General features: G+C 42.0%; 27 protein-coding genes and 1 riboswitch. Of the genes, 2 read left to right on the forward strand and 25 right to left on the reverse strand.

Features of this window, described 5'->3' with window-relative positions:
• Positions 1 to 25: 25 nt before the first annotated feature.
• Entirely contained in the window at positions 26 to 724 is a 699-nt protein-coding gene (locus HMPREF3002_RS07005) for a GntR family transcriptional regulator (protein WP_003016564.1), read from the reverse strand.
• A gap of 128 nt (positions 725 to 852) precedes the next feature.
• Here HMPREF3002_RS07005 and guaA point away from each other — a divergent pair, with 128 nt between their 5' ends.
• Positions 853 to 2,418, forward strand: a complete 1,566-nt coding sequence (gene guaA, locus HMPREF3002_RS07010; RefSeq protein WP_070665808.1) for a glutamine-hydrolyzing GMP synthase — start codon at positions 853 to 855, stop codon at positions 2,416 to 2,418.
• A gap of 152 nt (positions 2,419 to 2,570) precedes the next feature.
• Here guaA and HMPREF3002_RS07015 read toward each other — a convergent pair whose 3' ends face one another.
• The 10 genes from HMPREF3002_RS07015 to HMPREF3002_RS07060 form a co-directional block, all read right to left on the reverse strand.
• Positions 2,571 to 2,945 (reverse strand): DUF805 domain-containing protein, encoded by a 375-nt coding sequence (locus tag HMPREF3002_RS07015; protein ID WP_023918112.1) that lies wholly within the window; start codon positions 2,943 to 2,945, stop codon positions 2,571 to 2,573.
• A 154-nt stretch (positions 2,946 to 3,099) separates the two neighbouring features.
• Positions 3,100 to 4,110: a DUF1002 domain-containing protein gene (locus HMPREF3002_RS07020; RefSeq protein ID WP_023918110.1), complete on the reverse strand. Its 1,011-nt coding sequence runs from the start codon at positions 4,108 to 4,110 to the stop codon at positions 3,100 to 3,102.
• A gap of 239 nt (positions 4,111 to 4,349) precedes the next feature.
• A complete protein-coding gene (locus HMPREF3002_RS07025; protein WP_023918108.1) occupies positions 4,350 to 4,952 on the reverse strand; it encodes a lysozyme family protein in 603 nt (200 codons plus the stop codon).
• Positions 4,952 to 5,926 carry a nucleoid-associated protein gene (locus HMPREF3002_RS07030; protein ID WP_023918106.1) on the reverse strand — a complete coding sequence of 325 codons (975 nt, stop codon included), beginning with the start codon at positions 5,924 to 5,926 and terminating at the stop codon, positions 4,952 to 4,954. Before HMPREF3002_RS07030 ends, HMPREF3002_RS07025 begins: the two co-directional genes overlap by 1 nt.
• Before the next feature lie 8 nt (positions 5,927 to 5,934).
• Complete coding sequence (gene glyA / locus HMPREF3002_RS07035) at positions 5,935 to 7,191, reverse strand: serine hydroxymethyltransferase (protein ID WP_070665812.1); 1,257 nt, start codon at positions 7,189 to 7,191, stop codon at positions 5,935 to 5,937.
• A gap of 38 nt (positions 7,192 to 7,229) precedes the next feature.
• A complete protein-coding gene (locus HMPREF3002_RS07040; protein ID WP_070665815.1) occupies positions 7,230 to 7,841 on the reverse strand; it encodes an L-threonylcarbamoyladenylate synthase in 612 nt (203 codons plus the stop codon).
• A complete protein-coding gene (prmC, locus tag HMPREF3002_RS07045; RefSeq protein ID WP_023918103.1) occupies positions 7,828 to 8,664 on the reverse strand; it encodes a peptide chain release factor N(5)-glutamine methyltransferase in 837 nt (278 codons plus the stop codon). Before prmC ends, HMPREF3002_RS07040 begins: the two co-directional genes overlap by 14 nt.
• Positions 8,664 to 9,743, reverse strand: coding sequence for a peptide chain release factor 1 (gene prfA, locus HMPREF3002_RS07050; protein WP_003007273.1), 1,080 nt, complete (start codon positions 9,741 to 9,743; stop codon positions 8,664 to 8,666). The genes prmC and prfA overlap by 1 nt, the downstream gene beginning before the upstream one ends.
• Positions 9,744 to 9,758: 15 nt before the next feature.
• Complete coding sequence (locus HMPREF3002_RS07055; protein WP_070665818.1) at positions 9,759 to 10,232, reverse strand: GNAT family N-acetyltransferase; 474 nt, start codon at positions 10,230 to 10,232, stop codon at positions 9,759 to 9,761.
• Between the two features lie 21 nt (positions 10,233 to 10,253).
• Positions 10,254 to 10,838 carry a thymidine kinase gene (locus HMPREF3002_RS07060; RefSeq protein WP_003001444.1) on the reverse strand — a complete coding sequence of 195 codons (585 nt, stop codon included), beginning with the start codon at positions 10,836 to 10,838 and terminating at the stop codon, positions 10,254 to 10,256.
• A 114-nt stretch (positions 10,839 to 10,952) separates the two neighbouring features.
• Here HMPREF3002_RS07060 and HMPREF3002_RS07065 point away from each other — a divergent pair, with 114 nt between their 5' ends.
• On the forward strand, positions 10,953 to 11,135 hold the full coding sequence (locus HMPREF3002_RS07065) for a 4-oxalocrotonate tautomerase (protein ID WP_001117401.1): 183 nt from the start codon (positions 10,953 to 10,955) through the stop codon (positions 11,133 to 11,135).
• A 59-nt stretch (positions 11,136 to 11,194) separates the two neighbouring features.
• Here HMPREF3002_RS07065 and ilvD read toward each other — a convergent pair whose 3' ends face one another.
• The 14 genes from ilvD to efeB all read right to left on the reverse strand — a co-directional run bounded on the left by ilvD (position 11,195) and on the right by efeB (position 25,567).
• Positions 11,195 to 12,913 carry a dihydroxy-acid dehydratase gene (gene ilvD / locus HMPREF3002_RS07070; protein WP_049507766.1) on the reverse strand — a complete coding sequence of 573 codons (1,719 nt, stop codon included), beginning with the start codon at positions 12,911 to 12,913 and terminating at the stop codon, positions 11,195 to 11,197.
• A gap of 126 nt (positions 12,914 to 13,039) precedes the next feature.
• On the reverse strand, positions 13,040 to 14,383 hold the full coding sequence (locus HMPREF3002_RS07075; protein ID WP_049507765.1) for an MATE family efflux transporter: 1,344 nt from the start codon (positions 14,381 to 14,383) through the stop codon (positions 13,040 to 13,042).
• Between the two features lie 109 nt (positions 14,384 to 14,492).
• Positions 14,493 to 15,755 carry a nucleobase:cation symporter-2 family protein gene (locus HMPREF3002_RS07080; protein WP_021153180.1) on the reverse strand — a complete coding sequence of 421 codons (1,263 nt, stop codon included), beginning with the start codon at positions 15,753 to 15,755 and terminating at the stop codon, positions 14,493 to 14,495.
• Positions 15,755 to 16,336, reverse strand: a complete 582-nt coding sequence (locus HMPREF3002_RS07085) for a xanthine phosphoribosyltransferase (RefSeq protein ID WP_003001484.1) — start codon at positions 16,334 to 16,336, stop codon at positions 15,755 to 15,757. The genes HMPREF3002_RS07080 and HMPREF3002_RS07085 overlap by 1 nt, the downstream gene beginning before the upstream one ends.
• A 90-nt stretch (positions 16,337 to 16,426) precedes the next feature.
• Positions 16,427 to 16,522: riboswitch (purine riboswitch) on the reverse strand.
• On the reverse strand, positions 16,512 to 17,495 hold the full coding sequence (guaC, locus tag HMPREF3002_RS07090) for a GMP reductase (protein ID WP_037607889.1): 984 nt from the start codon (positions 17,493 to 17,495) through the stop codon (positions 16,512 to 16,514). Its footprint overlaps the riboswitch before it by 11 nt.
• Positions 17,496 to 17,676: 181 nt before the next feature.
• Positions 17,677 to 18,402 carry an alpha/beta fold hydrolase gene (locus HMPREF3002_RS07095; protein WP_070665821.1) on the reverse strand — a complete coding sequence of 242 codons (726 nt, stop codon included), beginning with the start codon at positions 18,400 to 18,402 and terminating at the stop codon, positions 17,677 to 17,679.
• A 41-nt stretch (positions 18,403 to 18,443) separates the two neighbouring features.
• Positions 18,444 to 19,040, reverse strand: a complete 597-nt coding sequence (locus HMPREF3002_RS07100) for a hypothetical protein (RefSeq protein WP_070665824.1) — start codon at positions 19,038 to 19,040, stop codon at positions 18,444 to 18,446.
• A 57-nt stretch (positions 19,041 to 19,097) separates the two neighbouring features.
• Positions 19,098 to 19,565, reverse strand: a complete 468-nt coding sequence (locus tag HMPREF3002_RS07105; RefSeq protein ID WP_070665828.1) for a hypothetical protein — start codon at positions 19,563 to 19,565, stop codon at positions 19,098 to 19,100.
• Between the two features lie 49 nt (positions 19,566 to 19,614).
• Positions 19,615 to 20,364, reverse strand: a complete 750-nt coding sequence (locus HMPREF3002_RS07110) for a PoNe immunity protein domain-containing protein (RefSeq protein ID WP_070665831.1) — start codon at positions 20,362 to 20,364, stop codon at positions 19,615 to 19,617.
• Between the two features lie 30 nt (positions 20,365 to 20,394).
• Complete coding sequence (locus HMPREF3002_RS07115) at positions 20,395 to 21,129, reverse strand: PoNe immunity protein domain-containing protein (protein WP_083312670.1); 735 nt, start codon at positions 21,127 to 21,129, stop codon at positions 20,395 to 20,397.
• Between the two features lie 666 nt (positions 21,130 to 21,795).
• Positions 21,796 to 21,993, reverse strand: a complete 198-nt coding sequence (locus tag HMPREF3002_RS07120) for a Sec-independent protein translocase subunit TatA/TatB (protein ID WP_003007243.1) — start codon at positions 21,991 to 21,993, stop codon at positions 21,796 to 21,798.
• A complete protein-coding gene (gene tatC / locus HMPREF3002_RS07125; RefSeq protein ID WP_070665834.1) occupies positions 21,993 to 22,712 on the reverse strand; it encodes a twin-arginine translocase subunit TatC in 720 nt (239 codons plus the stop codon). The genes HMPREF3002_RS07120 and tatC overlap by 1 nt, the downstream gene beginning before the upstream one ends.
• Positions 22,699 to 24,384: an FTR1 family iron permease gene (locus HMPREF3002_RS07130; RefSeq protein ID WP_070665838.1), complete on the reverse strand. Its 1,686-nt coding sequence runs from the start codon at positions 24,382 to 24,384 to the stop codon at positions 22,699 to 22,701. The genes tatC and HMPREF3002_RS07130 overlap by 14 nt, the downstream gene beginning before the upstream one ends.
• Positions 24,362 to 25,567: an iron uptake transporter deferrochelatase/peroxidase subunit gene (gene efeB, locus HMPREF3002_RS07135; RefSeq protein ID WP_070665841.1), complete on the reverse strand. Its 1,206-nt coding sequence runs from the start codon at positions 25,565 to 25,567 to the stop codon at positions 24,362 to 24,364. Before efeB ends, HMPREF3002_RS07130 begins: the two co-directional genes overlap by 23 nt.
• Positions 25,568 to 25,571 lie beyond the last annotated feature (4 nt).

Below are 25,571 nucleotides of genomic sequence, written 5' to 3' on the forward strand. Positions count from 1 at the left end.
TTTTTTATTACTGTGAATTGCGAGCTTAGTTGTTTTCCAAATAAAATTCGAACCGCTCGCCGACATACTGACTTTTTACATACTCAAAGGCCGTCCCATCTTCAAAATAGGAAACCTGTGTCAGACCTAAAATAGCCTGTCCTTTTGAAATCTGTAAGTAGTCCGCAATCTTATCCTTGGCCAATCGCGCATAGATGGTCTGGTGGGACTTTCCAATCTTATAACCATGGCGCTCCAAGGTTTGGAAGAAATGGCTGGTTACCTCTTCGCGATTGAAATTCTTAATAAATTTCTCTGGAATAGAGGCCACTTCATAAACGACAGGGATCCCATCAGCATACCGGACCCGCTCCATCCGAATGATGGTCTCAGTCTTATCGATGCCCAATTTGTCCACTTCTTGGAGGCTAGGAATGGTTTTACGGTATGATATCACTTGGCTAGAAGGTTCCTTGCCTTGCGATTTCATAATTTCTGTAAAACTGGTTGTGCCTCGCATTTTTTCTTGGACGCGCGTGCTGGTGATAAAGGTGCCACTTCCTACTCGTCTTTCAAGCACTCCTTCTTCAACCAGAAGGGTAATAGCCTGCCTCAGCGTCATCCGACTCACCTGAAATTTCTCAGCCAGATCGCGTTCGCTGGGAAGACGCTCCCCGATTTTCCATATTTTTTGATCAATCTCAGACTTAATCTGATCATGAATTTGAATGTAAGCTGGAATCATAACCTTGCTCTTTCTCTGTGTTATCTCTATTGTAGCGTAAAATTCCTAATTCTTCAATCAGAGATTGGTAAAGACAAGGCTTTTGTGTTAGAATAGAGGAAAGTAAATTTCTTTAAGAAGGGGATAAGATGACAAACCTATCAACTGATTTGCATGATGTTGAAAAAATCATCGTGCTTGACTACGGTAGCCAATACAATCAGCTTATTTCACGGCGGATTCGTGAAATTGGTGTTTTCTCAGAGTTGAAGAGCCACAAGATTTCTGCTGATGAAGTTCGTGCAATCAATCCAGTTGGGATCGTTCTTTCAGGCGGACCAAACTCAGTATACGAGGAAGGGTCTTTTGATATCGATCCTGAAATTTTTGAACTCGGTATTCCAATCCTTGGAATCTGTTACGGGATGCAATTGTTGACCCATAAATTGGGTGGGAAGGTCGTTCCAGCAGGTGACGCTGGTAACCGTGAATATGGTCAATCTGAACTCAGCTTGACAGAATCTTCTGCTCTTTTTGCGGACACACCAGACAAACAATTGGTCTTGATGAGCCACGGAGACGCTGTTACAGAAATTCCAGCTGACTTTATCCGTACAGGTACTTCTGCTGACTGTCCATTTGCATCGATTGAAAATCCTGACAAGAGAATCTACGGAATCCAATTCCACCCTGAGGTACGTCACTCTGTTCACGGTTATGACATCTTGCGTAACTTCGCCTTGAACATCTGTGGTGCTAAAGGTGACTGGACTATGGACAACTTCATTGACATGCAGATCAAAAAAATCCGTGAAACCGTCGGAGACAAACGTGTCCTTCTTGGTCTTTCAGGTGGTGTTGACTCTTCTGTTGTTGGGGTTCTCCTTCAAAAAGCTATCGGCGATCAATTGATCTGTATCTTTGTAGACCACGGTCTTCTTCGTAAAGGCGAAGCCGATCAAGTGATGGAAATGCTTGGTGGCAAGTTTGGTTTGAACATCGTCAAAGCAGATGCTGCCAAACGTTTCTTAGACAAATTGGCTGGCGTATCTGATCCAGAACAAAAACGGAAGATCATCGGGAACGAGTTTGTTTATGTCTTTGATGACGAAGCAAGCAAACTCAAAGATGTGAAATTCTTGGCGCAAGGAACTCTCTACACTGACGTGATCGAGTCTGGTACGGATACTGCTCAAACCATCAAGTCTCACCACAATGTGGGTGGACTTCCAGAAGATATGCAATTTGAACTGGTCGAGCCACTGAACACTCTTTATAAAGATGAAGTTCGTGCGCTTGGTACTGAGCTTGGTATGCCAGACCACATCGTATGGCGCCAACCATTCCCAGGACCAGGTCTTGCCATCCGTGTTATGGGAGAAATCACTGAAGAAAAACTCGAAACCGTTCGTGAATCAGACGCTATCTTGCGTGAAGAAATCGCTAAAGCTGGTCTTGACCGGGATATCTGGCAATACTTCACTGTTAACACAGGCGTTCGTTCTGTTGGGGTTATGGGAGACGGCCGTACCTACGACTACACTATTGCCATTCGTGCTATCACTTCTATCGACGGAATGACAGCTGACTTTGCGAAGATTCCATGGGAAGTCCTCCAAAAAATCTCAGTTCGTATCGTAAACGAAGTTGACCACGTCAACCGCATCGTCTACGATATCACAAGTAAACCACCTGCAACTGTAGAGTGGGAATAAAAAAAAGGTCCGGGGGACCTTTTTTTTACGAGCTTAGAAATAACAGAGCGAGTTAAAGGTCCGGGGGACCTTGATTCACGAGCCTAAAAATAGCAAAGACTTATACAATAAAAGATCTTGAAATGATTATGATTTCAAGATCTTTTATTAACTTAATCAGGTTCTACTTCCTCATCTCGATTTGTTGGTAAGATCATAAAAAGAAGCATGAAAAGCCAACCTACGTATGGAATAAGGGCAACAAGAAGATATAACCAGTGCAATCCTGCATCTCTTAGACGCCGAACTGAAAGAGTTAATGAAGGTAGGAAAATAATGAGTCCAAATACAGAATAAAGTGGGCGTAACGAAAAAATCAATTGATAAGCAGACACATCATTAGGATCGATTTGAAGTTGTATTAAAGCGTAAAACAATGGCATTGTAATAAGCAAATGAATGAAGTGTGGCCACCAGTATTCAGATACCGTTGAGTAACCAGTAAAATCTGCATAGCCTTCCCAAAATTTTTTATAAGCTTTTAACATAAGTCCTCCTTTAATTTGCTTTTCAAAGTATACTATGTTTTTCAATTCTTTGCAACTGTTCTCTTCTATGCAGCAACTATTTTCAATACATTTCAAGTTAGCAAACACACAAAAAGCACTCTGACTTCTTGTCAAGAGTGCTTTCCTGCTATTTTTAGCCAACTAAACCACTAAAGAATTTGACAATGGCATTCCAGATGGCTCCGAAGAAGCCGGCAATGGCATTCCACGCATTTGTGAAGAAATTTCCACTGTCTTTTAGAATAGCATTGGTATCAAAATTGAGATTGATATTGTTAAAGGTATCGCCTGCCTTGTCTACGATACTATCTTTCAGATCCGACAAGGTTTTGGTAAAGCTTTTGCTGCTGATGACGCTACTCTTTGAGAGGTTGACTGCGAAATTTACGATCAAATTGATCTGATTACCTGTCACAGTTGTATCCAGCTTATAATTTTTAAGGGTTTCTTCGACGATCTTTCGAATATCATCCTTGCTTAAATCCTGATTGTTCTGTTTGGCATTGGCTACTGCCGTTTTTATGTCGGTCAATGCTACGTTTAACTTATCCGCATCGAAGTTTTTCTTTCCCGCGTTTTCTTCATTGATCCCGGATAGAGTCTTTAACTCTTCTTGAGCCAGATCTTTGCTTTCTTGAGAAACTTTGGCACCATTTTTCTCAAGCGAGTAATAGATCCCAGCTAAAGCACTTTCTCCAGTCACTTGGATAGGTGAAGCTACTGTAATTTGAGCATGCTCCAATCCAAGTGTAACGGCTGCATTACGATACATATCTGCAGTGACCTTGGTGATGTTTTGAGGCGTCACGATATTGACTTCTAGTGGCTTATTTTTGCCTAATTTTTGAATTTTAACAGAGGAATAAAGTTCCAAACTATCATCGTTGGTAACGTTCATAATCGAAGAATAAACCTCTGGTGTCATGGTCTTCCACTCTTCTTTATCTTTCGAACTATCGTAGTTCAAGAGACTCAAAGTTTGTTCGATTTGACTTTGGTCTAGTGAATAGCCCAAAACATAGTCTGGTTTGACATAGGTTTCGTCGATGACTTTCTGCACATTGTTATCTGCAGAAACCCGAGGGACAGCGGTAAACAAGGCTAAAGTCGTCGTTACAAACAATGCAATCTTCTTTAATTTCATCTTTTTCTTCTTTCTAACTCAAATCAACTCTGGGCATCTCTTATTACTTTTCTCACCTCACTAGAGATGAAAAAAGAAGTAAATAAAGAGTTTACCCACTTCGATTTTTATTATACAGTTGATTTCTTAAAACTAGCTTACAGTTTTTTTAAGAATGCATGACATTTTTATTTTCCCTAAAAACTGGAGGCAGAACTGATCAGCTTAAAAAAAGAGCCAATTGGCTCTCTGGAAAATGATTAAAACCATGAAAATAACTTCATAATCGTCATATTGGTTTCTACTAAACGAGAATAATAAATGTTACCCCCATTAATGTAGAGTTCCATCCCGTTTAAAAGAGAGATAGGGTGGAGGTAAAGATAAGTTTCACCGGTTACATTGCCAAGACTTGGCGCTACTACATCCCGTGAATAAGCGCGGGCCAACTCTAGGGAATTTGTTCCACCGTGTTTTGCGACGTAATCGATGTAGTCTTTCCCAAAATTATAGGCTTGAACCGCAGTCCAGCTATCAACGCCTTTTTTCTTGGCTTCTTTTAACTCATCTGAAAGAGTTTGAATTCCTTGGCGAATACTGGCCTTATTATCACTAATAGTATTGGTCTCACCACTTGCACTCTCACTCGCCTGCATGACATCGTCTTCTCTGCCTTTGGTCTCCGTATAGATCATAGCCAGAATGAGGTTTTCATTGGCCGTGGTGTCCTCCTCAGCAAGGACTTCTCTAACCAGGGAGCGGTACTGCATGACTTGTTTGACATCATGGTGGATCTGAACACCCTTGTAGATTCCAAATATTAGTAAGATGAATAAGAAGATCTTCACTATACGTTTAATCATTATTTACTCTGTATATCCTCAATATTTTTGATCAGAATAGAATAGGTCCCGTTCTCGTTTAGAATAAATTCAACAGATTCTGCATCTTCATAGACATTATTCGGAACGATCAGTTCAATTCCATTTGACAATGACAATTTCTGATTTTCGAACTTCTTCAACTGGCGACTTGCATCAATCTCTTCAAAGGTGACAGGTTCTGGTACAGCTTCTTTGACTTGGTCAATAAAACTGAGGCGAGCTGTCAGATTGTCGTCGAAGAGATCATCCGCTAATTTCTCAGGAGAGAGTTTATTTTCTTCCTCAATATGGTTAAAAATAGCTGATTTAACCTTTGATTGAAATTGAAAATCATCTGTGTTAAAGCTTTCCGCAATCTTCTGGGCTGTTTTTTCCAGTGCCTTGATCGATTTTTTTGGAGAGATCTTGGGTTGCGCCTGCAACAGATTCTCAGAAAAATAATTCAAGAACGTCCCATTGTACTTGATCCGTTTTTCAATCAAGTGGTATTTGCGGCTTTGAAGATTGATGACCAAAGCTTCATCTGCACCAGTCCCAAAACCAGGTAGATTATTTTGCGTCAACTTAATCGGATTGTCCACTTCACCGCCAAGATGCGTCAAGGTTTCCCGTAAGGCGATCCGAAGAAAGGCAAAATGGTCCACCCCTTCTTTTGAGAATTGAATGAACACCAAATCGTTGGTCTTTTGATTCTCAGAGACGACAAATTCTTCCTTCCAGCGATTCGCTACTGCGACCGAAGTTTCTAATAGGTCATCTGAGATCATCTCAAGAAAAGGATTGTCCTCTTCGAAAATACCGGTCCTGGCTTCATCGGAATAGACCCGTTCAATCTTCTTACGCAAGTATTCCTCGATTTTAGGCGTGATATTGAGAAATTTATCTGCCAGATAGAGATCGGTATCGTCAGGGCTAAATTGATGAATGATGGCTTTTTTTACGTAAATATCCATAAGATGGTTTAGACCTCGTAAAGTGGAAAGGCGTCTGTCAAGGCTTTGACTTGGCTACGTACTTCGTCTAATACTTCTTGCTTGTCCGCATTCTTCAGCGCTTTGATCATCAGTTCAGCAACGGTGTGACTTTCTTTTTCACCAAAACCACGAGCGGTGATAGCTGCTGCACCAATCCGAATCCCACTGGTCTTAAATGGAGACAAGGTTTCATAAGGAATAGAGTTCTTGTTGAGAGTGATATTAACTTCATCCAACAAGTTTTGCGCCACTTTCCCATTTTCAACGACTTTAGTGACGTCGACAAGGAAAAGGTGGTTCTCTGTTCCTCCTGAAATAACTCGGAAATCTGGATCTTGCAAGAAGACATCAGCCATGGCCTGACTGTTCTTAATCACGTTAGCTGCATACTCTTTAAAGGCAGGATCCAGCGCTTCTTTGAAGGCGACAGCTTTGGCTGCAATGACATGCTCCAACGGTCCTCCTTGAATACCAGGGAAAATAGCAGAGTTAATTTTCTTAGCCAATTCCTCATCATTGGTCAAGATTAGGCCTCCACGAGGTCCACGAAGGGTCTTGTGAGTGGTCGTGGTCGTGATATGGGCATAAGGAACTGGACTTGGATGAAGACCTGCTGCCACGAGACCAGCGATATGGGCCATATCAACCATGAGCTTAGCTCCTACTGCATCTGCAATCTCACGGAATTTAGAGAAATCAATGATATGAGAGTAGGCTGAGGCACCAGCAACGATGAGTTTTGGCTTCACTTCTTGGGCTTGTTTTAAGATGGCGTCAAAATCCAAGAGCTCTGTTTCAGGATCTACACTATAGGACACAAAGTTATAGGTTTGGCCAGAGAAGCTCACAGAAGCTCCGTGCGTCAAATGCCCACCAGCAGCTAGATCCATCCCCATGACAGTATCACCAGGCTCAATCAAGGCCATATAGGCAGCACAGTTTGCCTGACTTCCTGAATGCGGTTGAACGTTCGCAAATTTAGCGCCAAAGATTTCTTTGGCCCGTTCGATCGCGAGACTTTCGACCACATCGACCACATCTGTCCCCCCATAGTAACGACGACCAGGATAGCCTTCGGCATATTTATTGGTCAGAATAGACCCTTGAGCAGCCATCACTGCCTTAGAGACGACATTTTCAGAAGCAATCAACTCAATATTGTTTTGTTGACGCTCTTCCTCTTTAGCGATCGCATTCCATAGGTCTGCATCATAGGCTTTGTAATCTTCTTTATCAAAAATCATCGGTCTACTCCTTTATAAAAAATTATTTATGTACATTATCACTGAGGAAGTTCATCTTCCTCAAAGGAAATCTCGGGCACTTGTGCAAGCAAATCAACTTTGGTAATCGAACCTTGCCTCAAAATCCTAGCTTTAGAACCAGAGATATCCAAAATAGTTGAATCTTGGCCAGTCAAGAAGTCATCATCCTCTATACCAGGAACCACTTGATCAAATTCGCTTATAATAGCCTTATACTTTGTTCCACTTGCATGACCTGAAAGATTAGCCGAGGGACCAACCAAAGGGCCATATTTACGAATTAATTCCAACGTTTTTGGGTGAGCCGGTATACGGAAACCAACTGTATCCAATCCTGAATGAATCCAGTCTGGCACCTTGTCATTCGCCTGAAGAATAATAGTCAGAGGTCCTGGTAAAAATGAATCAACTAGTTTTGTTAAATAACTAGGTTGATTTTTCGAATAAAGTCGAATCGCTTTTTCATCGGCTACATTTAAATTCAGAGCCTTGTCTCTCGGTCTACGTTTTAATTCGTATATATAATCGACTGCCTCTTGATTCAAAGCTTTGGCGAAAATACCATAGACTGTCTCAGTTGGCAGAATAACTGCACGTCCTGCTTCTAATTCTTTCTCAATGTGATCCATTGTCTACTACTACCATTCTATCTTGTCCAAATTGGTCTTTCAGAACGCGAACTCGTTTGTTAGGAAACGCTTCTTGAAAGAGCTCTTTTACTTTGGCTCCTTGCTTATAGCCAATTTCTAGATAGATCTTTCCGTCTGGTGTTAAAACACTTGGTGCTTGCTGGGTAATCTTTTCGTAGATAGCATATCCATCACGGTCTGCAAAGAGAGCTAAGTGGGGTTCAGAGGCTAAAACATTGGCTCCAACCTCTTCTACATCATCCCGAGAGATATAGGGAGGGTTGGATACAATCAGGTCATAAGGACCTTCTAGTTCGTCCAGTACATCTGACGACTTGAAGGCAAGGACTGCTTCTAGCTGCTTGGCATTTTTTTGAGCCAGGGCTAAAGCCTCTTCTGATACATCGCTAGCTTGAACCCGCCAGGTAGGTCTAGCAAGGGCTAAGCTAATAGCGATAGCACCACTTCCTGTACCAATATCCAGAACTCGTAAGGCTTTCTCATCGTTTTCTTCGAGAATTAGAGCCACCAACTCCTCTGTTTCTGGGCGTGGAATCAGCACGCGCTCATCCACTGTAAAAATATGGCCAAAAAAATCTGCGCTACCAATAATATATTGGGCAGGAACGTGATGTTTCAGCTGCTCAAAGATGGATAGAAGCAAGGCCTGATCCTCTACTTTAACTTCTTTTTGCAAGGCAAGGACAAAGTCTGTAAAAGTCCAGTTTTTTAAAGCACGATACGCGAAGGAGAGGCTTTCTGCTTCCTCTCCAACGGCTATTAATTCTTCTTCATACTGGGCTAATAATGGTCCCAACAACATTATTTGTTCAACTCTTCTAGTTTTTGTGTTTGGTCATACAAGACCAAAGCATCGACCACTTCATCTAATTTACCAGATAAGATGGTATCCAGTTTTTGAAGGGTCAAGCCAATCCGGTGATCGGTCACACGGTTTTGAGGGAAGTTGTAAGTCCGGATCCGCTCTGAACGGTCACCAGTCCCGATAGTAGACTTTCTCTCAGCGTCTTGCTCATCTTGGGCAATCTGAGCAAAGTGGTCAGCCACACGCGCACGGATGATCTTCATGGCTTTTTCGCGGTTCTTCTGTTGTGTCCGTTCTTCCTGCATCTCTACCTTGATATTGGTTGGCAAGTGGACGATACGAACGGCTGTAGCGACCTTGTTGACGTTCTGTCCACCCGCACCAGATGCGTGGTAGATGTCAATCCGAAGGTCTTTTGGATCAATGTCATACTCGACTTCTTCGATTTCTGGCATGACCAGAACTGTGGCAGTTGAAGTATGGACACGACCTTGGCTTTCTGTCACTGGAACCCGTTGCACCCGGTGGGCACCAGATTCATACTTGAGTTTCGAGTAGACTGATTGACCAGAAACCATGGCTACGACTTCTTTGATCCCACCAACGCCATTGTAGGAAGCTTCCATGACTTCAAAGCGCCAGCCTTGGCTTTCTGCATATTTTTGGTACATCTGCAAGAGGTCACCAGCAAACAACTGTGCTTCGTCTCCTCCTGCTGCCCCACGGATTTCCAAGATAATGTTCTTGTCATCGTTTGGATCTTTTGGAAGAAGTAAGATCTTCAGTTTTTCTTCATACTCTTCTTTTTCAGCCTTGGCATCCTTCAGCTCTTGCTTGGCCATTTCTTCCAAATCTGCATCGCCGCCTGCTTCCTTGATCATTTCTTCAGCATCGACGATATTTTGAAGCACTTGCTTGTATTCCCGGTAAGCTGTCACCGTGTCACGAGTGGAAGCCTCTTCTTTTGAAAGCTCCATAAAGCGTTTGGTATCAGAGACCACATCTGGGTCACTCAATAATTCCCCTAACTCTTCATAACGGTCTTCTACAGCTTGTAGTTGATCATAGATATTCATGTTTGCTCCTTAATTCTAGGTTGTTAGATCATAGATTGCTATAATTTCGTCTTCTATGACTTGGCCAGTTTCTTTAAATCCATAATGGAGATAGCAAGATCTCGCTTGATTATTTTCCGGTTCATAAGATAACCAAAGACTTGTTGCTTTTCCAGCTGGCTCTGTTCGAACAAAGTCAATGACTGCATCCATAGTCGGTTTAAAATAGCCTAAACCTTGAAATCGTTTATCTATCATAAAACGAAATAACAAGTAGTTCCCCTTACTGATCCCAATTTTCCGGTCATAGGCAATCATAACAAAACCAACTAATACTTCCTTATCATAAACTGCTAAGGGAGCTATAAAATCACCATTTTTATCATATACATAGGCTTCAGCTAAACTAATGGAATTGGATGCAATAAAATTCCTTTGGTTTGGATGAACTTCTAGATTTAAAACGTCAAAATAATTCTCTATTGTAATATCTTTTAAACAAATAGACATTATTATCCTCTCTAAAACGTTCTAGACGCTTTCAGTTGGAATGTCTGGATTAAAATAATGCTTGCGGCAAACGGAGATATAGGTCTCGTGTCCACCGATCTGGATCTGCTCTCCATCATAGACAGGTTTACCTGCTTGGGTACGCAAGACCATGGTTGCCTTGCGGGAACAGTATTGGCAGATGGTTTTGATCTCCTCGATCTTGTCGGCTAACAAGAGGAGGTGTTTGGAACCTTCAAAGAGTTCATTTCGGAAATCATTTTTGAGGCCAAAAGCCATGACCGGCACATCCAGTTCATCCACGACTCTTGCCAAGTCATAGACATGGTGGCGTTTCAAAAACTGAGCTTCATCGATTAAGACACAGTAAGGTTTGATTGCTTGGTTTTTAATAAAGCCAAAGATATCCGTATCGTCTTCAATTGCAACGGCTTCTCGTTTCATACCGATCCGACTAGAAACCACTCCTACTCCATCTCGTGTATCGATTGCCGAGGTCATGATGACGACGCTCTTGCCTTGCTCTTCATAATTATGGGCCACCTTCAAAATCTCAATGGTTTTCCCCGAGTTCATGGTCCCATATTTATAATATAATTGTGCCATTTTCCTTTTGTTCTCTCTAAAATGTGTTTCATTATCATTTTACCATAATTTTGCTAAGCTTTGTATCCCAAAATGTGATAAAATAGTCCTATAAAAAATTTAGGAGGTGGCCATATGCCATTTGTACGAATTGACCTATTTGAAGGACGCACCTTGGAACAAAAGAAAGCCTTGGCCAAGGAAGTAACCGAAGCTGTTGTCCGCAATACTGGCGCTCCTCAGTCAGCTGTTCACGTCATCATTAACGATATGCCTGAAGGAACCTACTTCCCTCAAGGTGAAATGCGCACCAAATAATGGTTCCACTAAAAAAGCCTTTCTTGCTTGTGATATCACATAGCAGGAAAGGTTTTTTCTTATTTTTCTTGTGCTTGACGTTCTGCTTTCCGTTCTTCGAATTCTTCGTCACTCATCAAGGTTCCGCCGACATTGGCTGATTTGGCAAAGGCTGTATAGCGACGCAACCAACCGCTAGAGATTTTTGATTTGAAAGGTTTCAAATATTTGCGACGTTCTGCAAGGGTTGCATCATCAACAAGCAAATCAATGGTACGATTTGGAAGATCGATCACGATTTCATCCCCATCTTCAATTAGGGCGATATTCCCACCTTCTGCTGCTTCTGGAGAAACGTGACCGATAGCAATCCCACGAGTAGCTCCTGAGAAACGACCATCCGTAATCAGTGCCACATCCTTACCAAGACCGCGTCCGACAATCTTAGAGGTTGGCGCTAGCATCTCTGGCATACCAGGTCCACCTTGAGGACCCTCGTAACGAATGACAACGACATGGCCCTTCTTGACAGTTCCATTGTCAATCAACTCAAGGGCTTGATCTTGTGAATCGCAACAAATAGCTTTACCACGGAAAGTGGTCACAGATGGATCGACCCCACCGACCTTGATAACAGCTCCATCCTGAGCAATATTTCCGTAGAGGATCGACAAACCACCTACAGGTGAAATCGGATGCTCGATTGGATGGATAATTTCTTCATTTTTGATTTCAGCACCAGCTACATTTTCTTTCAAGGTTTTACCAGTAACTGTAATACGATTACCCTTAATGGCACCTTTTTTGATCAACTGATTGATAATGGCTGGAACACCACCAGCCTCATGCACATCATGCATGGTGTAAACACTCGAAGGTGCAATTTTAGAAAGATAAGGTGTCTTCTTAGCAATCTCGTTGATATCTTTGAGATCATAGTCAATCCCTGCTTCACGCGCAATAGCGAGCGTATGAAGCACCGTATTGGTAGACCCCCCCATAGCCATATCGAGCGCAAAGGCATCATCAATAGCCTCTTTGGTCACGATATCCCGTGGACGGATATCCTTTTTAATATTCTCTACCAATTGTTTGGCCGCTTGACGAACCAATTCACGACGTTCATCTGAAACCGCTAGGATGGTACCATTTCCAGGAAGAGCAAGACCTAATACTTCCATCAAACAGTTCATGGAATTGGCAGTAAACATACCAGAGCAAGAGCCACAAGTTGGGCAGGCATTTTTTTCCAAGAAATCCAGCTCATCCATGCCCATATCACCAGCTTGATAAGTACCGACAGCTTCAAACAAACTTGAGAGAGTCGCCTGATGCCCCGTCATGTCAACGCCACCCTTCATAGGGCCACCAGAACAAAATACAGCTGGCACATTGGTCCGCATAGCTGCTAAAATCATTCCTGGTGTAATCTTGTCACAGTTGGGAATATAGAAAACACCGTCAAACCAGTGGGCGTTGATGACCGTTTCAGCAGCATCTGCGATCAACTCACGAGATGGCAAACTATAACGCATCCCGATATGGCCCATCGCAATCCCATCATCGACACCGATGGTATTAAATTCAAAAGGAATTCCACCAGCCTCGCGAATAGCTTCCTTAGCAACATCTGCTAATTCACGCAGGTGAACATGGCCTGGAACGATATCAATATAGGAGTTACAAATGGCAATAAAGGGCTTTTGCATATCCTTTGCTGATTTTACTTGCCCTGTTGCATAAAGGAGACCACGCGCTGGTGCTCGGTCGATCCCCATTTTGATCATATCACTTCTCATCTTGTTCTCCTTCTAGTTCTTCATTTCCACCTCCTAATCTTACCACTTTGACATCAATTGTCAAGAACTTTCAGAAAATTTATAATATTCACGGCACATAAAAAGCCTGGTTTCCCAGACTTCATTTTAGTTTGCCTGCTTTTTTTCGATCTGCCAAAGCCGAAGCTGGTAACAAATTCCACTCACGACAAGGCTAGAAATAAGGCCGATCCAATAAGCATAGGGACCCAAGTTGGTCACATGATCAAGGAAAATCCCTAGTGGGATAGAGATACACCAATAACTAAAAACGCCTAATAAGAATGGAACGGTTGTATCCTTATAGCCCCGCAAAATCCCTTGCAGGGGTGCTGCAAAAGTATCGGCTACTTGGAAAAAGAGACTATAGGTCATGAAAATCGCTGTTTGCTGCACAAAGACTGGATCCTTGCCATATAGCCCTGCTAGTTGGAAGCGGAATGTATAGAGAAAGACGAGAGTGACAATGGCAAATCCAAAGGCTGTCAGTCGTCCCAAACGGCAATATTGTTTGACCACTTCTGGTCTTCCTGCTCCCAGTTCGTAAGATACGATAATCGCCATGGTACTAGAGATACTAACCGGGAAAGCATACATCAGGGTAGAAAAATTCATGGCTGATTGGTGGCTCGCGATGGTCAGTGATGGGAATTTTGCCATTAACAGACCAACCAACGAGAAGATGATGACTTCTGCAAAAACAATTCCACCGATTGGAAGCCCAAGTCGCAATACTTCTTTCATCCCTTTAAAATCATAAGGCTGCGGCTTCCACAATTGGAAAGGTGCTACCTTGGGATGCTTGCACAAGATCAAAACCGCAATAACCAGCAAGACCCAGTAGGCCAGAGAGGTTCCAAGTCCTGCTCCTGCTCCTCCCATCTCAGGAAAACCAAATGCCCCATAGATCAGGATATAGTTAAAACAAGCATTCAAAGGCAAGAGCAAGAGCATCAAGTACATGGATAGACGCGTCATTCCCAAAGTATCGAGGAAGGTCCGCACGATACTAAAGAGCAACAAAGGTAAGATTCCTAGAGAAAGGAAATATAAATAGCGAATGGCTATTTGGGCAACAACATTTTCTAAACCGATCTGCCTGAGAATCATGGGCGCAATCCCCCAAACAAAGCCTATTAAGAGAATGGCCATACCAAATGACATATAGAGGAATTGGTAAAAATCGCCAGCAATCCGTTCTTTATTTCCCTTGCCTAAATGATGCCCAACAATCGGCGTCAGCGCAGAGACAATCCCTGTCAGGAAAGTAAAAAATGGATTCCACAGACTGGTAGCTGTAGAAACACCAGCCAAATCAAGGGTCCGGTACTGACCAGTCATGGCTGTATCGACAAAGCTGGCTGAATAATTGGCTAATTGGTAGATTAAAATCGGCAAAAATAGACTCAAAAACAAGCGCAAGCGCTCTTTAAAGTGATAGGTTACATACATGATTCTAACTCTCTTCTCATCAAATAAGATTTTCTCCTCTTCCACTCTACTATATGTTTCCTTAAAAGTCAAAAAACCGAAGATCCAAGGACCTCCGGTTCATGTGAGATTAGTGTTTGTTGCGGTTTAAAATAGCATTGAGAACGATCGCCAAGACACTGGCAACAACAATTCCGTTAGCAAAGAACATTTGGAATCCTGTTGGAAGGCCATTGAAGAGGGTGCTGTTGTTCAAACCAACCCCTGCAGCAATCGATACAGCAGCGATCAAGAAATTGTGCTCATTGTGTTCAAAATCAACACGCGCAAGAATCTGCATCCCTTGAATCGATACAAAACCAAACATCACTAGCATCGCTCCCCCAAGAACTGGACTTGGAATGATTTGTGCCAGAGCTCCAAACTTAGGCAGGAGACCAAGAAGAACAAGGAAACCAGCCGCATAGTAGATTGGAAGACGAGTCTTGATACCAGACAATTTCACCAAGCCGACGTTTTGTGAGAATCCAGTGTAAGGGAAGGTATTGAAGATACCACCGAGGAGAACGGCCAACCCTTCAGCACGGTAACCATTGCGAAGGCGCGTGCTATTAATTGGATCTTTAGTAATATCAGAAAGAGCAAGATAGACACCTGTTGATTCCACCATAGAAACTGTCGCGATGATACACATCATTAAGATGGAGGTGATTTCAAACTTAGGAGCTCCAAAGAAGAAAGGTGTTGGAACGTGAACGACTGGTGCTTGCGTCACAGGTGTGAAGTCTACCAAGCCCATAGAAGCTGCAATGGCAGTACCTACGATCAAACCAATCAAAATTGAAATGGATTTAATAAAACCAGTCGTATAGATATTAACGACTAAAATGATGAGAATAGTCACCACAGCCAAAATCAAGCTTTGAACGGTTGGTTTTGGCGCATTATTTCCCATATTTCCAATCGCTACTGGAATCAAAGTCAAACCAATGGTTGTAATAACGGATCCCGTTACAATTGATGGGAAGAGATTGGCAATCTTAGAGAAGAAACCAGAGACAAGGATGACATAAATCCCTGAAACAATCAAGGCACCAAACATGGCCCCACTACCATGGCTAGCCCCGATCATGCTGAGAGGTGCCACAGACTGGAAGGCAACCCCAAGGACTACCGGAAGACCGATCCCAAAGTATTTATTGAGCTGCACTTGAAGGAAAGTCGCAACCCCACACATGAAGATATCTGTAGAGATGAGGTAGGTTAGTTGATGAGCATTATAGCCTAAAGCTCCTGCGATCATAATCGGCACCAAAATAGATCCCGAATACATGGCCAAAAGGTGTTGCAAGCCTAGAATGGCCGCCTGTGAATGGCTTTCTTGTTTTTGCATTAGATGTCTGCCTCCTTAAATACAACCTGACCATTTTCAAAACGGTCCAAACGTGCGAGGGATACAACTGGATATCCCAACTCTTCTAACAATCCCCGTCCATCTTGGAAGGATTTTTCAATCACAATCCCAATCGCTTCTACTTGAGCACCAGCTTGTTCGATGATTTGAATCAAGCCTTTGGCTGCTTGGCCATTTGCAAGGAAATCATCAATGATCAAAACCTTATCTGATGGATCCAAAAATTTACCCGCAATTGAAACGGTGCTGGTGACTTGCTTGGTAAAGGAATAAACCTCAGCCGTCAAGATACCCTCATTCATGGTGATGTTTTTAGCCTTCTTAGCAAAGATCATGGGAACATCCAAGGCTTCAGCTACATAAAGGGCTGGTGCAATCCCAGATGCTTCAATGGTTACGACTTTCGTCACACCAGCATCTTTAAACCGGTCCGCAAAAGTCTGACCAATCTCTTTCATCAATTTAAAATCCACTTGGTGGGTCAAAAAGGAATCCACCTTGAGGATATTCTCACCTAAAACATTACCATCTTTTAAGATGCGCTCTTCAAGTAATTTCATACTTCCTCCTACTTTTTAAAAAATCCTCTACTTCATTCACAAAACACAAAAAAGCCTGCTAAGCAAGCCTTGAAATCTCTCTAAAAAGAGAAATAATCCCGACTTACTTATTGTTAGGTGTTCCGGCACCTTGTAGAAACATCACGCCCATTCGTGAAATAAATAAGTAATTCAATTAGTGTGCATCGCCATTCCAGATAGAATTCTTAACGATCACATAGTCAACATGTTTCAAATCTGCTAATTTCCGGCCTCCTGCATAAGAGATCGAACTTTGCAAATCTTGTTCCATTTCCGTTAAAGTGTCTTGCAAATGACCCTTGGCAGGCAATAAAATCTTCTTACCTTCGACGTTCTTATAAGCGCCTTTTTGGTACTCTGAAGCAGATCCATAGTACTCTTTGAAAGACTCTCCATCAATCTCTACTGTTTTACCAGGACTTTCGATATGTCCTGCAAAGAGAGAACCGATCATGACCATAGACGCCCCGAAACGAATCGATTTAGCAATATCTCCATGGGTCCGAATACCACCGTCCGCAATGATTGGCTTACGAGCTGCTTTTGAGCACCAGCGAAGAGCAGCCAATTGCCAACCACCTGTACCAAATCCAGTCTTCACTTTGGTGATACAAACCTTACCAGGACCGATTCCGACCTTAGTCGCATCAGCTCCTGCATTTTCCAATTCACGAACAGCTTCAGGAGTTCCAACATTTCCAGCAATGACAAAGGTATCTGGTAATTCTTTCTTGATGTGTTGAATCATCCGAATGACACTATCCGCATGACCGTGTGCGATATCAATAGTGATATACTCAGGAGCATCTGCCTTTAATTGACTCACAAAGTCGTATTCGTATTCCTTAACACCGACCGAAATGGAAGCGATCAAACCTTGATCATGCATGCGTTTGACAAAAGGAATCCGTCCCGCTTCATCAAAACGGTGCATGATGTAGAAGTAACCACCACGCGCCAACTGCTCTGCCACATTCTCATCCAAGATTGTCTGCATATTGGCAGGAACAACTGGAAGCTTGAAGGTATGGTTTCCAAATTGGACAGTTGTATCTGCTTCTGACCGGCTATTGATGATACATTTGTTGGGAATCAACTGAATATCTTCATAGTCGAAAATAGGAAATTCATTTAACATAGATTGAAAAATCTCTTTTCTAAAAACTGACCTACCTATGCGCAAGCGCATCGCTACGTCTCTTGACGTTTCCTTGATAGATTATACCAAAGATACGGACCTAATGCAACGGGAATGATTTTATAGGAAATAACGTTCGGAAATTACAAGACAAAACCCGTTTCAAAAAGAGAAACAGGTTTTATTTATGAACATTTTGGAGCCAATTGTTCACTTCTCTAGCTACAATTTCAGGCGCCTCTGTATACAGTTCGTGCCCCAAACCATCTAGCAAGACTTGCTTGATCTGGGGATCTAGTTGCTTCAGAGCTTCTTTTCTCCATTCAGGTTCTTCTTGGTATCGAGGTCCAATAAAGAGGACAGGAAGGTCCGCCAGTGGAATATGGTAAGTCTTGATCTGACGCCGTAGACGCAATAAGGCCAAGACCTTTTCAAGATCCAGATTTAATTCATATTGTTCACTCGCTGGATTCCAACGATAGCTAGCCTCTACTGCTTTTCGCGCTATAGGCATCGGATCTGCTTCCTCACCAAGTTCTGATAACACAGCTTCTTCTAAAGTTGCAAAGACTTGCTGCTGCATGTAGGACGCCGTTCCTTCTAGTTCTTCTTCAAGAGGCAGGATCTTTTCCATATCCAGATAGCCACCATCCAAGAGAATCAGAGCCTGAATCTGAGGAAACTTAGCAACAAGAAAACGAGCCAAATCTCCACCCAAGGAATGCCCCAATAAACAGATCTCTTCTGCTTGGCCGATCTGACCTTGAAACCAATCACGAAGATCGTTTTCTGTCTCAATCATTTCCCTATAGGGATCTAGAAAGGTTACCGGAAAGCCGAGCTCATCGATAAGTGGCGCCAGATGGTAGCTATTACCACCGAGGCCACCGATAAAATAATATTGCATGTGTTTTTTCCTCGTTTTTAATTCTATTTCATTGGTTAGCGCTATTCTCTCGCGTCTCCTTTGTGGAGTTCCGTATTATAAACAATTTCAGCATTTGGACTTCCTTTTTTATCCTTCACGACTCCTCTCAAATGACCATTGTCAACCAACAAGGAGATGTTCTCATCTGTACTTCTTGCCTCTGTGAGTATAGCTTTCTTAGGTAAATGCTCCTCATTTGAAACGTCTACAGGTTTGTCGTTTGAGTCCGGTAACTCAATGACTTCATTGCCACCTCCATCAAAATCAAGAACAATGTCTGAAATCAATCCATAACTTAATGGAATAAATTTCTTTATTTTATCTCCCAGAGTAGCTTTATTTCCATACTTGTCATAGATCGTCGGACGCACATAGGCATTTGAGAATGTTGACCCTTCTTCAGTAACGTAGATTGGGGAGAACTCAATCTTTTCGATCCCAGTATAGTGGTCTTTGATATAGGTTCCAATTTGCTCTTCAAGAAGTCGAAAGCCTCGCTTGTATAATCTAGTTGTTTTGGGTCCAAGATTCGGCTTCGTTAGTTTATTGTAGACAAAGTAACTACCGGATAGGATTAAAATTAAAATAGCAATGATTTTTACCCATTTCCTTCTCATCAGTTGCCCCTCCTTCTACCTACTCCTATATTTATCCTCTCTGTTCTTCGACTTTAATCAATCTTTACCGTATACATCGGTGCCACTAGTCAACCAGAATTTTTCTTCTTCTGGAATCTTATCCCAAAACGATTTATATTGGCCTTTCCATGGTTCCGAAACATATTCTTCAAATGATACGTATTCTGCGTACTGCGAGTATAATTCCATCTCATCCATATCAATAAACAAGGAAGGTTTAAAATTATAAACCGCGTTCAATCTATCTTCCTGATACGATTTAGCAAAAGCTTCGCCTAGCTCATTTCGCTCGCATTTGTATGCTTCCATATCTTCTAAGAAATATGGCAATGTTTCATGAGTCAGTTTCGAAGAACGTTTTCGCTCATCATACAGAGTTTCAAGTGAATAGCGTGCTACCTCATAATCAATATACCAGAATTCCAAATCCGAAACATACCAAGTATATTTATTTTCATGTTTAAAAAGAACAACAATATTTTCACCGTACTTAGGTTCTATCATAATTTATTTCCTCTCTTTTTTTAATTTAATGACTCATACATCATGAGACTTATTCTTCCGTCTCACCTGCCGCAACCAAGTCATATGGAAAATATGGAAGTTCTTCTAATTGTTTATAATCTAAGCCTTTGAGCTTGCAAATAGCGCCTGATTCAAAGGACCAATAACCATAATAACTTCTGTTATTGGTTTTATGTAAATTGTACCATCCTGTATCTCTGCCCCCTTGGTACCATTTCTTAGCCACATATTCTTTAAGCAATTTTAGAGCCTGTTCAGAATCCTCTTCTTCAATAATTTTTCTGGCAAAACCATAAGGCTTTGGAAAATTATAATTCAGTCGAATCTTCCACTCTGGACGACGATATTTAATAAGATAGTCAATCAAATAGTCCTCTGGGTCATCCTTCTTAACTAAATCTACTAGCTGATTAAAAGTCTCCTCATCAATCTCTAACAAAATACCAATAGAGAGGGCCCAGACCATTTGTTCATAGCCAGAATTGCCATGCCAAGATAGTTGCAAACACTCTACATACTTAAAATACTCACCCTTGAAATCTTCAATAGAATAACCCGCAGTATAAGTCGCTATCATAACTTCTTTTTGGTACCGACATATTGATGATCTTATATTCGAAATGACAACTTTATTGTCCAAAGAAAATTTTTGGATTCCTTCTTTCTCATCCTGTTCAATTGCTTGAATTCTTTCTTCAGAATCTTGAATAGCTTTTTGAAAAACTTGGATTAGACCATTGATATTATTTTTATCTGAAAACGTGTCTCTTAGTTCCAACTCTATCTTCTTTCTATGTCCTTATATAGATTATCTATATATTCCACCTTCTGCAACCAAATCATATGGAAAATATGGAAATTCTTCTAACTGTTTATAATCTAAGCCCTTAATCTTGCAGAGAGCGCCTGATTCAAAGGACCAGTAACCATAATAATTATCAATGTTGCGCTTATGCAAATCATACCAGCCTTCAGCTCTACATCCCTGATACCATTTTTTAGTCAAGTATTCTTTCAAGAGAGATACAGCCTTTTCAGAATTTTCTTCCTCTATAATCTTTCGGGTAAAGCCATAAGGTCTTGGGAAATTATAGTTTATCCGAATTGTCCACTCTGGATGACGAGACTGGATAAGGTAATCGATCAAATAGTCCTCTGGATCATCTTTCCTTACCAAATCTACCAATTTATCAAAAGTCGTTTCATCAACCTCTAACAAAATACCAATGGAAAGAGCCCAGAGCATTGCATCATATCCTGAATTGCTATGCCAAACAGGTATTAGGCTATCAACATATTTAAGGTACTCTTCTTTGAATCTCTCAATAGAATATCCTGCAGTGTAGGTGGCTATCATATTTTCTTTTTGGCAAACAGAGTTATCAAGCTGTATTGATCTGATAACTTTTTCTATCGGGCGCTTGTATGGATTGACACCTTGCTTTAGTTTTTCCAATTCTTCAGTACACTCATCTATGGATGATTTATTAATTTGAATTAGTTCATTAATTTTTTCTTCAATAAAAATAGAATCTCTTTTCACAGCTTATCCTCCAATAATTATATAGAGATTTTCATAGGCATTACATAAAACTAAACAAACAAACCGTAAATCTATTACCTACTATCATACCGAAATACAGTTTGAAGTTCAAGTTAGTCACTAGCTAGGGAATTAGATAAACAAAAAGAGACCACACGGTTTCTTAGAATGTAAACAAACTATCTTAAAGTAAAATAAGTTGAGAAAATATCGAAACTTTCCGCTGTGAGAAAAGTGTTAGAAACAATTGTGTTTCTAACACTCGGGAGTTTTGGAACTTTAGGTCCAAAACTAAGTCATGGAACTTCGTAGAAGTTCGCTGACGTCCGTACTCACCTAAGGAAAGTTTTTAATACGACTAGCTCTTCAATCTGAGACCATTGAATTCTCTCTTGATATTTGCTTCTATACTGAATGAACGATACACAAAAAAATCCACTCACTCAGGGTGAAATGGATTGTTTCTTTATTAACGGTTCAACAAGAAATTGAACAATTTTTCGACAATTTTTACGACCAACCAGCATAAGAATCCGATATAGCTGAAATAGAAAATGAGTGACAAAATCGTAATAATCATGGTTTCCTCCTTCGTCGATTGCAAGTACTTGTCTTATTATACCTTTTTATGCAATCGAACTCAATAGAATTTTGAAAATTGTCTGATTATTCTTTTTCTTCTTTAGCTTCTTTGGTGTCTTGATCGGCTTCTTCACTGCCTTTGTTGACAGCTGTCTTAAATTCAGCAAACATTTTGCCGATGGACTGGCCCAACTCAGGCAGGCGTTTTGGTCCAAAAATCAAGAGGGCGCCTAGGATGATGATGATCAATCCTGGTGCTCCAATATCACGTAAAATTCCCATTAGTTTCTCCTTTTTCTTGAATAGATGACTTTACTGATGGCGACACTGACTTCAAATAAGAGGATCAAAGGGAGTGTCATGGCCAAGTCACTGATAAAGTCTGCAGGGGTTAGCACGACGGCTAAGACCAGCAGGACAAAGTAAGCGTAACGTCGGTAGGTTATTAAAAACTGTGGTGTCAAGAGCCCGATCGAGGTCAGAAAAGCGACCAAAACTGGTAACTCAAACAAGACCCCTAAAGGCAAGGTGGTGTGCCATAAGAAGGTTAGATAATTTTGTGCCGTCAATTGGGTATCAAACAGCCCTTCTCCCAAGCGCATCAGGACCTCTAAAATAGCTGGGCTGACAAAGAAATAACCAAATGCAAGTCCCAGCACAAAGCAGATAAAGCTAGCTGGGATGTAGGCAAAGACTGCACGCGCCTCCTTCTCCTTCAAAGCCGGTCTTACAAATTGCCAAATCTGGTAGACAATAAAGGGCAAGGTCAGGCTAAAAGCTGTGAGATTTGCCAGCGATACATAGATCCAGAGGATATCATTCGGTCCCAGTACCAGCAGTTTTTGATGGAGGCTAGCCGTCAAGGCTTGATAGAGTTCTCCACCAAATACAAAGGCTAGGATGAAGACGATAATATAACACAAGACCACTGCGATCAATCGTTTTCGAAATTCAACCAAATGCTCAACAATGGTCATTTCATCTGCTCTACTCTTTGCCATGTTGTCTCACCGTAACGAGTGCGATCAAGGCTACAAAGATACATTGAGGAAGAAGAACTTCCCAGCTTGGATAGATACCCGCCCAATCGATGGTTGGAAGTCCATTGACCAAATGGCTAGGTAGGATATTGGTCAACTGAAGGGCGTGGATGCTGACACCGAGCATCTTGAAGGCCAAAGCGTAAATCAACCACGTCAGAATGAAAAAGATTCGATGAGGTTGGATAGCTTGACTAGCCTTGGTCATCGCCACTGCAATGATGATGAGAACGGCTATGGCAAGCCCGATTCCCAGTAAGAAATTCGCGGTTGTAATCCGCGGAATGATCCCGACATAGAAGAGAATAGTCTCAGCCCCTTCACGAAAGACTGCTAAGAAACTGAGGGCAAACATCGAGACAAAGCTTCCTGTAGCCGTCACGGTCTTCATCTGACGGTCCATAAAGGCATTCCACTGTTTGACAGAGGACTTGCTGTGGAGCCAAATTCCAATGAGGATCATCATGACCACAGCGAAAATCCCAACGCCACCTTCAATGATTTCCCGGTTAGAGCCCGAAGTAACAGCTGGAAATGCTACTTGAAGAATAAGAGCGATCGCTGCACTGGCAAGAACACCAGCAATGGCTCCACCGTAGACCCATTTGAGGCCTTTCCTCATCTTAGCAGCCTTAAGGGTCGTCACAAGCGCCATAACGATCAGAAGGGCTTCTACTCCTTCTCGCAGAAGAATCAACATGGCATCAAAAGCGTTGTAAGAAGCTGTCGTATCGATCGCAGAAAGGTCTTGGATCAAGGCCTGTAATTTCTCTTGATAGGCTTTTTCTTTCCCCTTGACCATAATAATCGGAGATTCACTCTCTACGCGCGTGTAGAGACTGGGATTGGTCGTGCTGACATCCCCTTCGATAGTTGGCCAGATAGTGATGAACTGCTTCATAGTCGCTGCAGCAGACTTATCGTCGCCGGATTGGAATTGGCTTTGCGCCTTCTCCAAAAGCTTGATCCCATCGTTCAACGTCAAATCCGTACTAGCACTGCTAATGGCTTCTCCTTTTACAAAGGCATCAATCCCATTTTTGAGGTCATCATAAGAGGACTGGATGTTGGTAAAATCGGTAGGCTCTGTTTCAATACTACTGCGCAAGAGCGAAATGGCCGTCTCGATTTTGCCATAGTAGGCTGTGCTGTGATCTCTTACCACCGCTTCGTTACGGGTCCAGGTATTATTGAGATCTGCATAGGTTTGACGAGTTTTATCCAGATTCTTAGCTGTAATGGCCTCTTGTAGGTTCTTAAAATAAGGTGCGAGGTGACTCACGAGTTTGTCTTTTTCCGCCTCTAAATCGACCGGATTTTGCTCTTTTTCAAAAGCGAGCAAGGCTGATGAGATCTTGGTAAGATCCTCTTTTCTTACCTCCCCTTTTATTGCTAAGGCTTGGCTAACTTTTTTCCCTGCCTTGGAATCATGGTGGTCTTTTGATTCAAAATCAGACTGAATCGCAGCGATTAATGCCTTGGCCTTATCCTGATTCTTATTTTCTACAGCGGTTGTTGCATCCGTGATCTTGATAAAGAGATCGCTATAAGAGTCCGCAGCCACTGGATGAGTCCAGAACAAGGCAAGAAGGCCTAATAAGATCAAGAATTTATTCAAAGAGTGCTTGACCAAGATACCCTCCTTTCTCAACGCCTGCAAAGCAAGCAAAGAGTCCACTTCCGATATGGGTGATGTACTCGTTCATTTTGTCTACTGCGCCTAAGTTGGTTTGGATTTTGACAAAGCTGTTCGGATCTTTTTGAAAGGCGATAAAGATCAAGCCAGCATCAAATTGCCCAGTCTGTTCATTGATGCCATCCGAATAGGAATATGACCGGCGTAAAATCGGTCGATCCACTTCTTTGGCCAAACGGACATGTGAATCTACTGGTAGTTTAGATAAATCTACTTCATCAAATTCGTTGGTTTTACCAAAGGGAGCACCGGACTCCTTGTAGCGACCAAAGGTGTTTTCTTGCTCCTGCAAATTGGTTCGATCCCAAGTTTCCAAGTGCATTTGCACTAGGCGAAGAGCCATATAAGAACCACCCTTCATCCAATCCTTGCTGTCAGTCCAGACGACCTTGTCAAAGTCTTTCTCAGTCGTGACATTTGCCGTTCCATCCTTGAAACCAAAGAGGTTGCGGGGTGTTTCTTTTCGGTCACCAATGGCCGCAAAACCTGATTTGCTCCACTTCATGGTAATGGTATTGCGACCCTTACGAATCAGATTTCGCACCGCATGAAAGGCTACTTGCTCATCATCTGCACAGGCCTGAATAACGATATCGCCACCTGTATATTTGTCCTGCAACTGCTCCTTTGGAAATGGAGGCAAATCACGAAAGAGTTTGGGACGTTTGGACTCCAAGCCCAGTTTCTTTAGAAAGGAAGCCGATACCCCAAACGTCAGACTTAAGCGATAGGGGTTGAGTCCCACTGTTTCACCTGTATCTGTTGGAGGCAAGAGGGCATTGGAACCATCTTTTTTGACCAATTCTCCTTCGACTAATTTACTACTATAGTCGGTCCAGTCTTTAAAAAGCTGGATGACTTCTTTTTTATCCGTCGTGTGAAGATCCAGCACCACCAAGTAGCAAGTCTTCTGCATGGCCGTCGTAATCCCGGCTTGGTGCTTGCCATAAAAGGAGATGTCTTCATCCCCATCATAAGCTTTTTTAATGGAACTGTCTTGATTAGCGAAAAAAGCAGATGCACCAGAGAGGCCTAGTGCTAGACCGGCCCCTCCAATACCTGCTTTTTTAAGAAATTCACGACGGTCCATTTTTTTATCTAAAAATTTTTCGTCAGCCATTTTT

The organism is Streptococcus sp. HMSC065E03, from assembly GCF_001815045.1.
Lineage (GTDB): Bacteria > Bacillota > Bacilli > Lactobacillales > Streptococcaceae > Streptococcus > Streptococcus parasanguinis_AD.

Bases quoted from the DNA above. Each gene is read 5' to 3' on its own strand.
- HMPREF3002_RS07005 (WP_003016564.1), bottom strand. From the start codon at position 724: ATGATTCCAGCTTACATTCAAATTCATGATCAGATTAAGTCTGAGATT.
- guaA (WP_070665808.1), top strand. From the start codon at position 853: ATGACAAACCTATCAACTGATTTGCATGATGTTGAAAAAATCATCGTG.
- HMPREF3002_RS07015 (WP_023918112.1), bottom strand. From the start codon at position 2,945: ATGTTAAAAGCTTATAAAAAATTTTGGGAAGGCTATGCAGATTTTACT.
- HMPREF3002_RS07020 (WP_023918110.1), bottom strand. From the start codon at position 4,110: ATGAAATTAAAGAAGATTGCATTGTTTGTAACGACGACTTTAGCCTTG.
- HMPREF3002_RS07025 (WP_023918108.1), bottom strand. From the start codon at position 4,952: ATGATTAAACGTATAGTGAAGATCTTCTTATTCATCTTACTAATATTT.
- HMPREF3002_RS07030 (WP_023918106.1), bottom strand. From the start codon at position 5,926: ATGGATATTTACGTAAAAAAAGCCATCATTCATCAATTTAGCCCTGAC.
- glyA (WP_070665812.1), bottom strand. From the start codon at position 7,191: ATGATTTTTGATAAAGAAGATTACAAAGCCTATGATGCAGACCTATGG.
- HMPREF3002_RS07040 (WP_070665815.1), bottom strand. From the start codon at position 7,841: ATGGATCACATTGAGAAAGAATTAGAAGCAGGACGTGCAGTTATTCTG.
- prmC (WP_023918103.1), bottom strand. From the start codon at position 8,664: ATGTTGTTGGGACCATTATTAGCCCAGTATGAAGAAGAATTAATAGCC.
- prfA (WP_003007273.1), bottom strand. From the start codon at position 9,743: ATGAATATCTATGATCAACTACAAGCTGTAGAAGACCGTTATGAAGAG.
- HMPREF3002_RS07055 (WP_070665818.1), bottom strand. From the start codon at position 10,232: ATGTCTATTTGTTTAAAAGATATTACAATAGAGAATTATTTTGACGTT.
- HMPREF3002_RS07060 (WP_003001444.1), bottom strand. From the start codon at position 10,838: ATGGCACAATTATATTATAAATATGGGACCATGAACTCGGGGAAAACC.
- HMPREF3002_RS07065 (WP_001117401.1), top strand. From the start codon at position 10,953: ATGCCATTTGTACGAATTGACCTATTTGAAGGACGCACCTTGGAACAA.
- ilvD (WP_049507766.1), bottom strand. From the start codon at position 12,913: ATGAGAAGTGATATGATCAAAATGGGGATCGACCGAGCACCAGCGCGT.
- HMPREF3002_RS07075 (WP_049507765.1), bottom strand. From the start codon at position 14,383: ATGTATGTAACCTATCACTTTAAAGAGCGCTTGCGCTTGTTTTTGAGT.
- HMPREF3002_RS07080 (WP_021153180.1), bottom strand. From the start codon at position 15,755: ATGCAAAAACAAGAAAGCCATTCACAGGCGGCCATTCTAGGCTTGCAA.
- HMPREF3002_RS07085 (WP_003001484.1), bottom strand. From the start codon at position 16,336: ATGAAATTACTTGAAGAGCGCATCTTAAAAGATGGTAATGTTTTAGGT.
- guaC (WP_037607889.1), bottom strand. From the start codon at position 17,495: ATGTTAAATGAATTTCCTATTTTCGACTATGAAGATATTCAGTTGATT.
- HMPREF3002_RS07095 (WP_070665821.1), bottom strand. From the start codon at position 18,402: ATGCAATATTATTTTATCGGTGGCCTCGGTGGTAATAGCTACCATCTG.
- HMPREF3002_RS07100 (WP_070665824.1), bottom strand. From the start codon at position 19,040: ATGAGAAGGAAATGGGTAAAAATCATTGCTATTTTAATTTTAATCCTA.
- HMPREF3002_RS07105 (WP_070665828.1), bottom strand. From the start codon at position 19,565: ATGATAGAACCTAAGTACGGTGAAAATATTGTTGTTCTTTTTAAACAT.
- HMPREF3002_RS07120 (WP_003007243.1), bottom strand. From the start codon at position 21,993: ATGGGAATTTTACGTGATATTGGAGCACCAGGATTGATCATCATCATC.
- tatC (WP_070665834.1), bottom strand. From the start codon at position 22,712: ATGGCAAAGAGTAGAGCAGATGAAATGACCATTGTTGAGCATTTGGTT.
- efeB (WP_070665841.1), bottom strand. From the start codon at position 25,567: ATGGCTGACGAAAAATTTTTAGATAAAAAAATGGACCGTCGTGAATTT.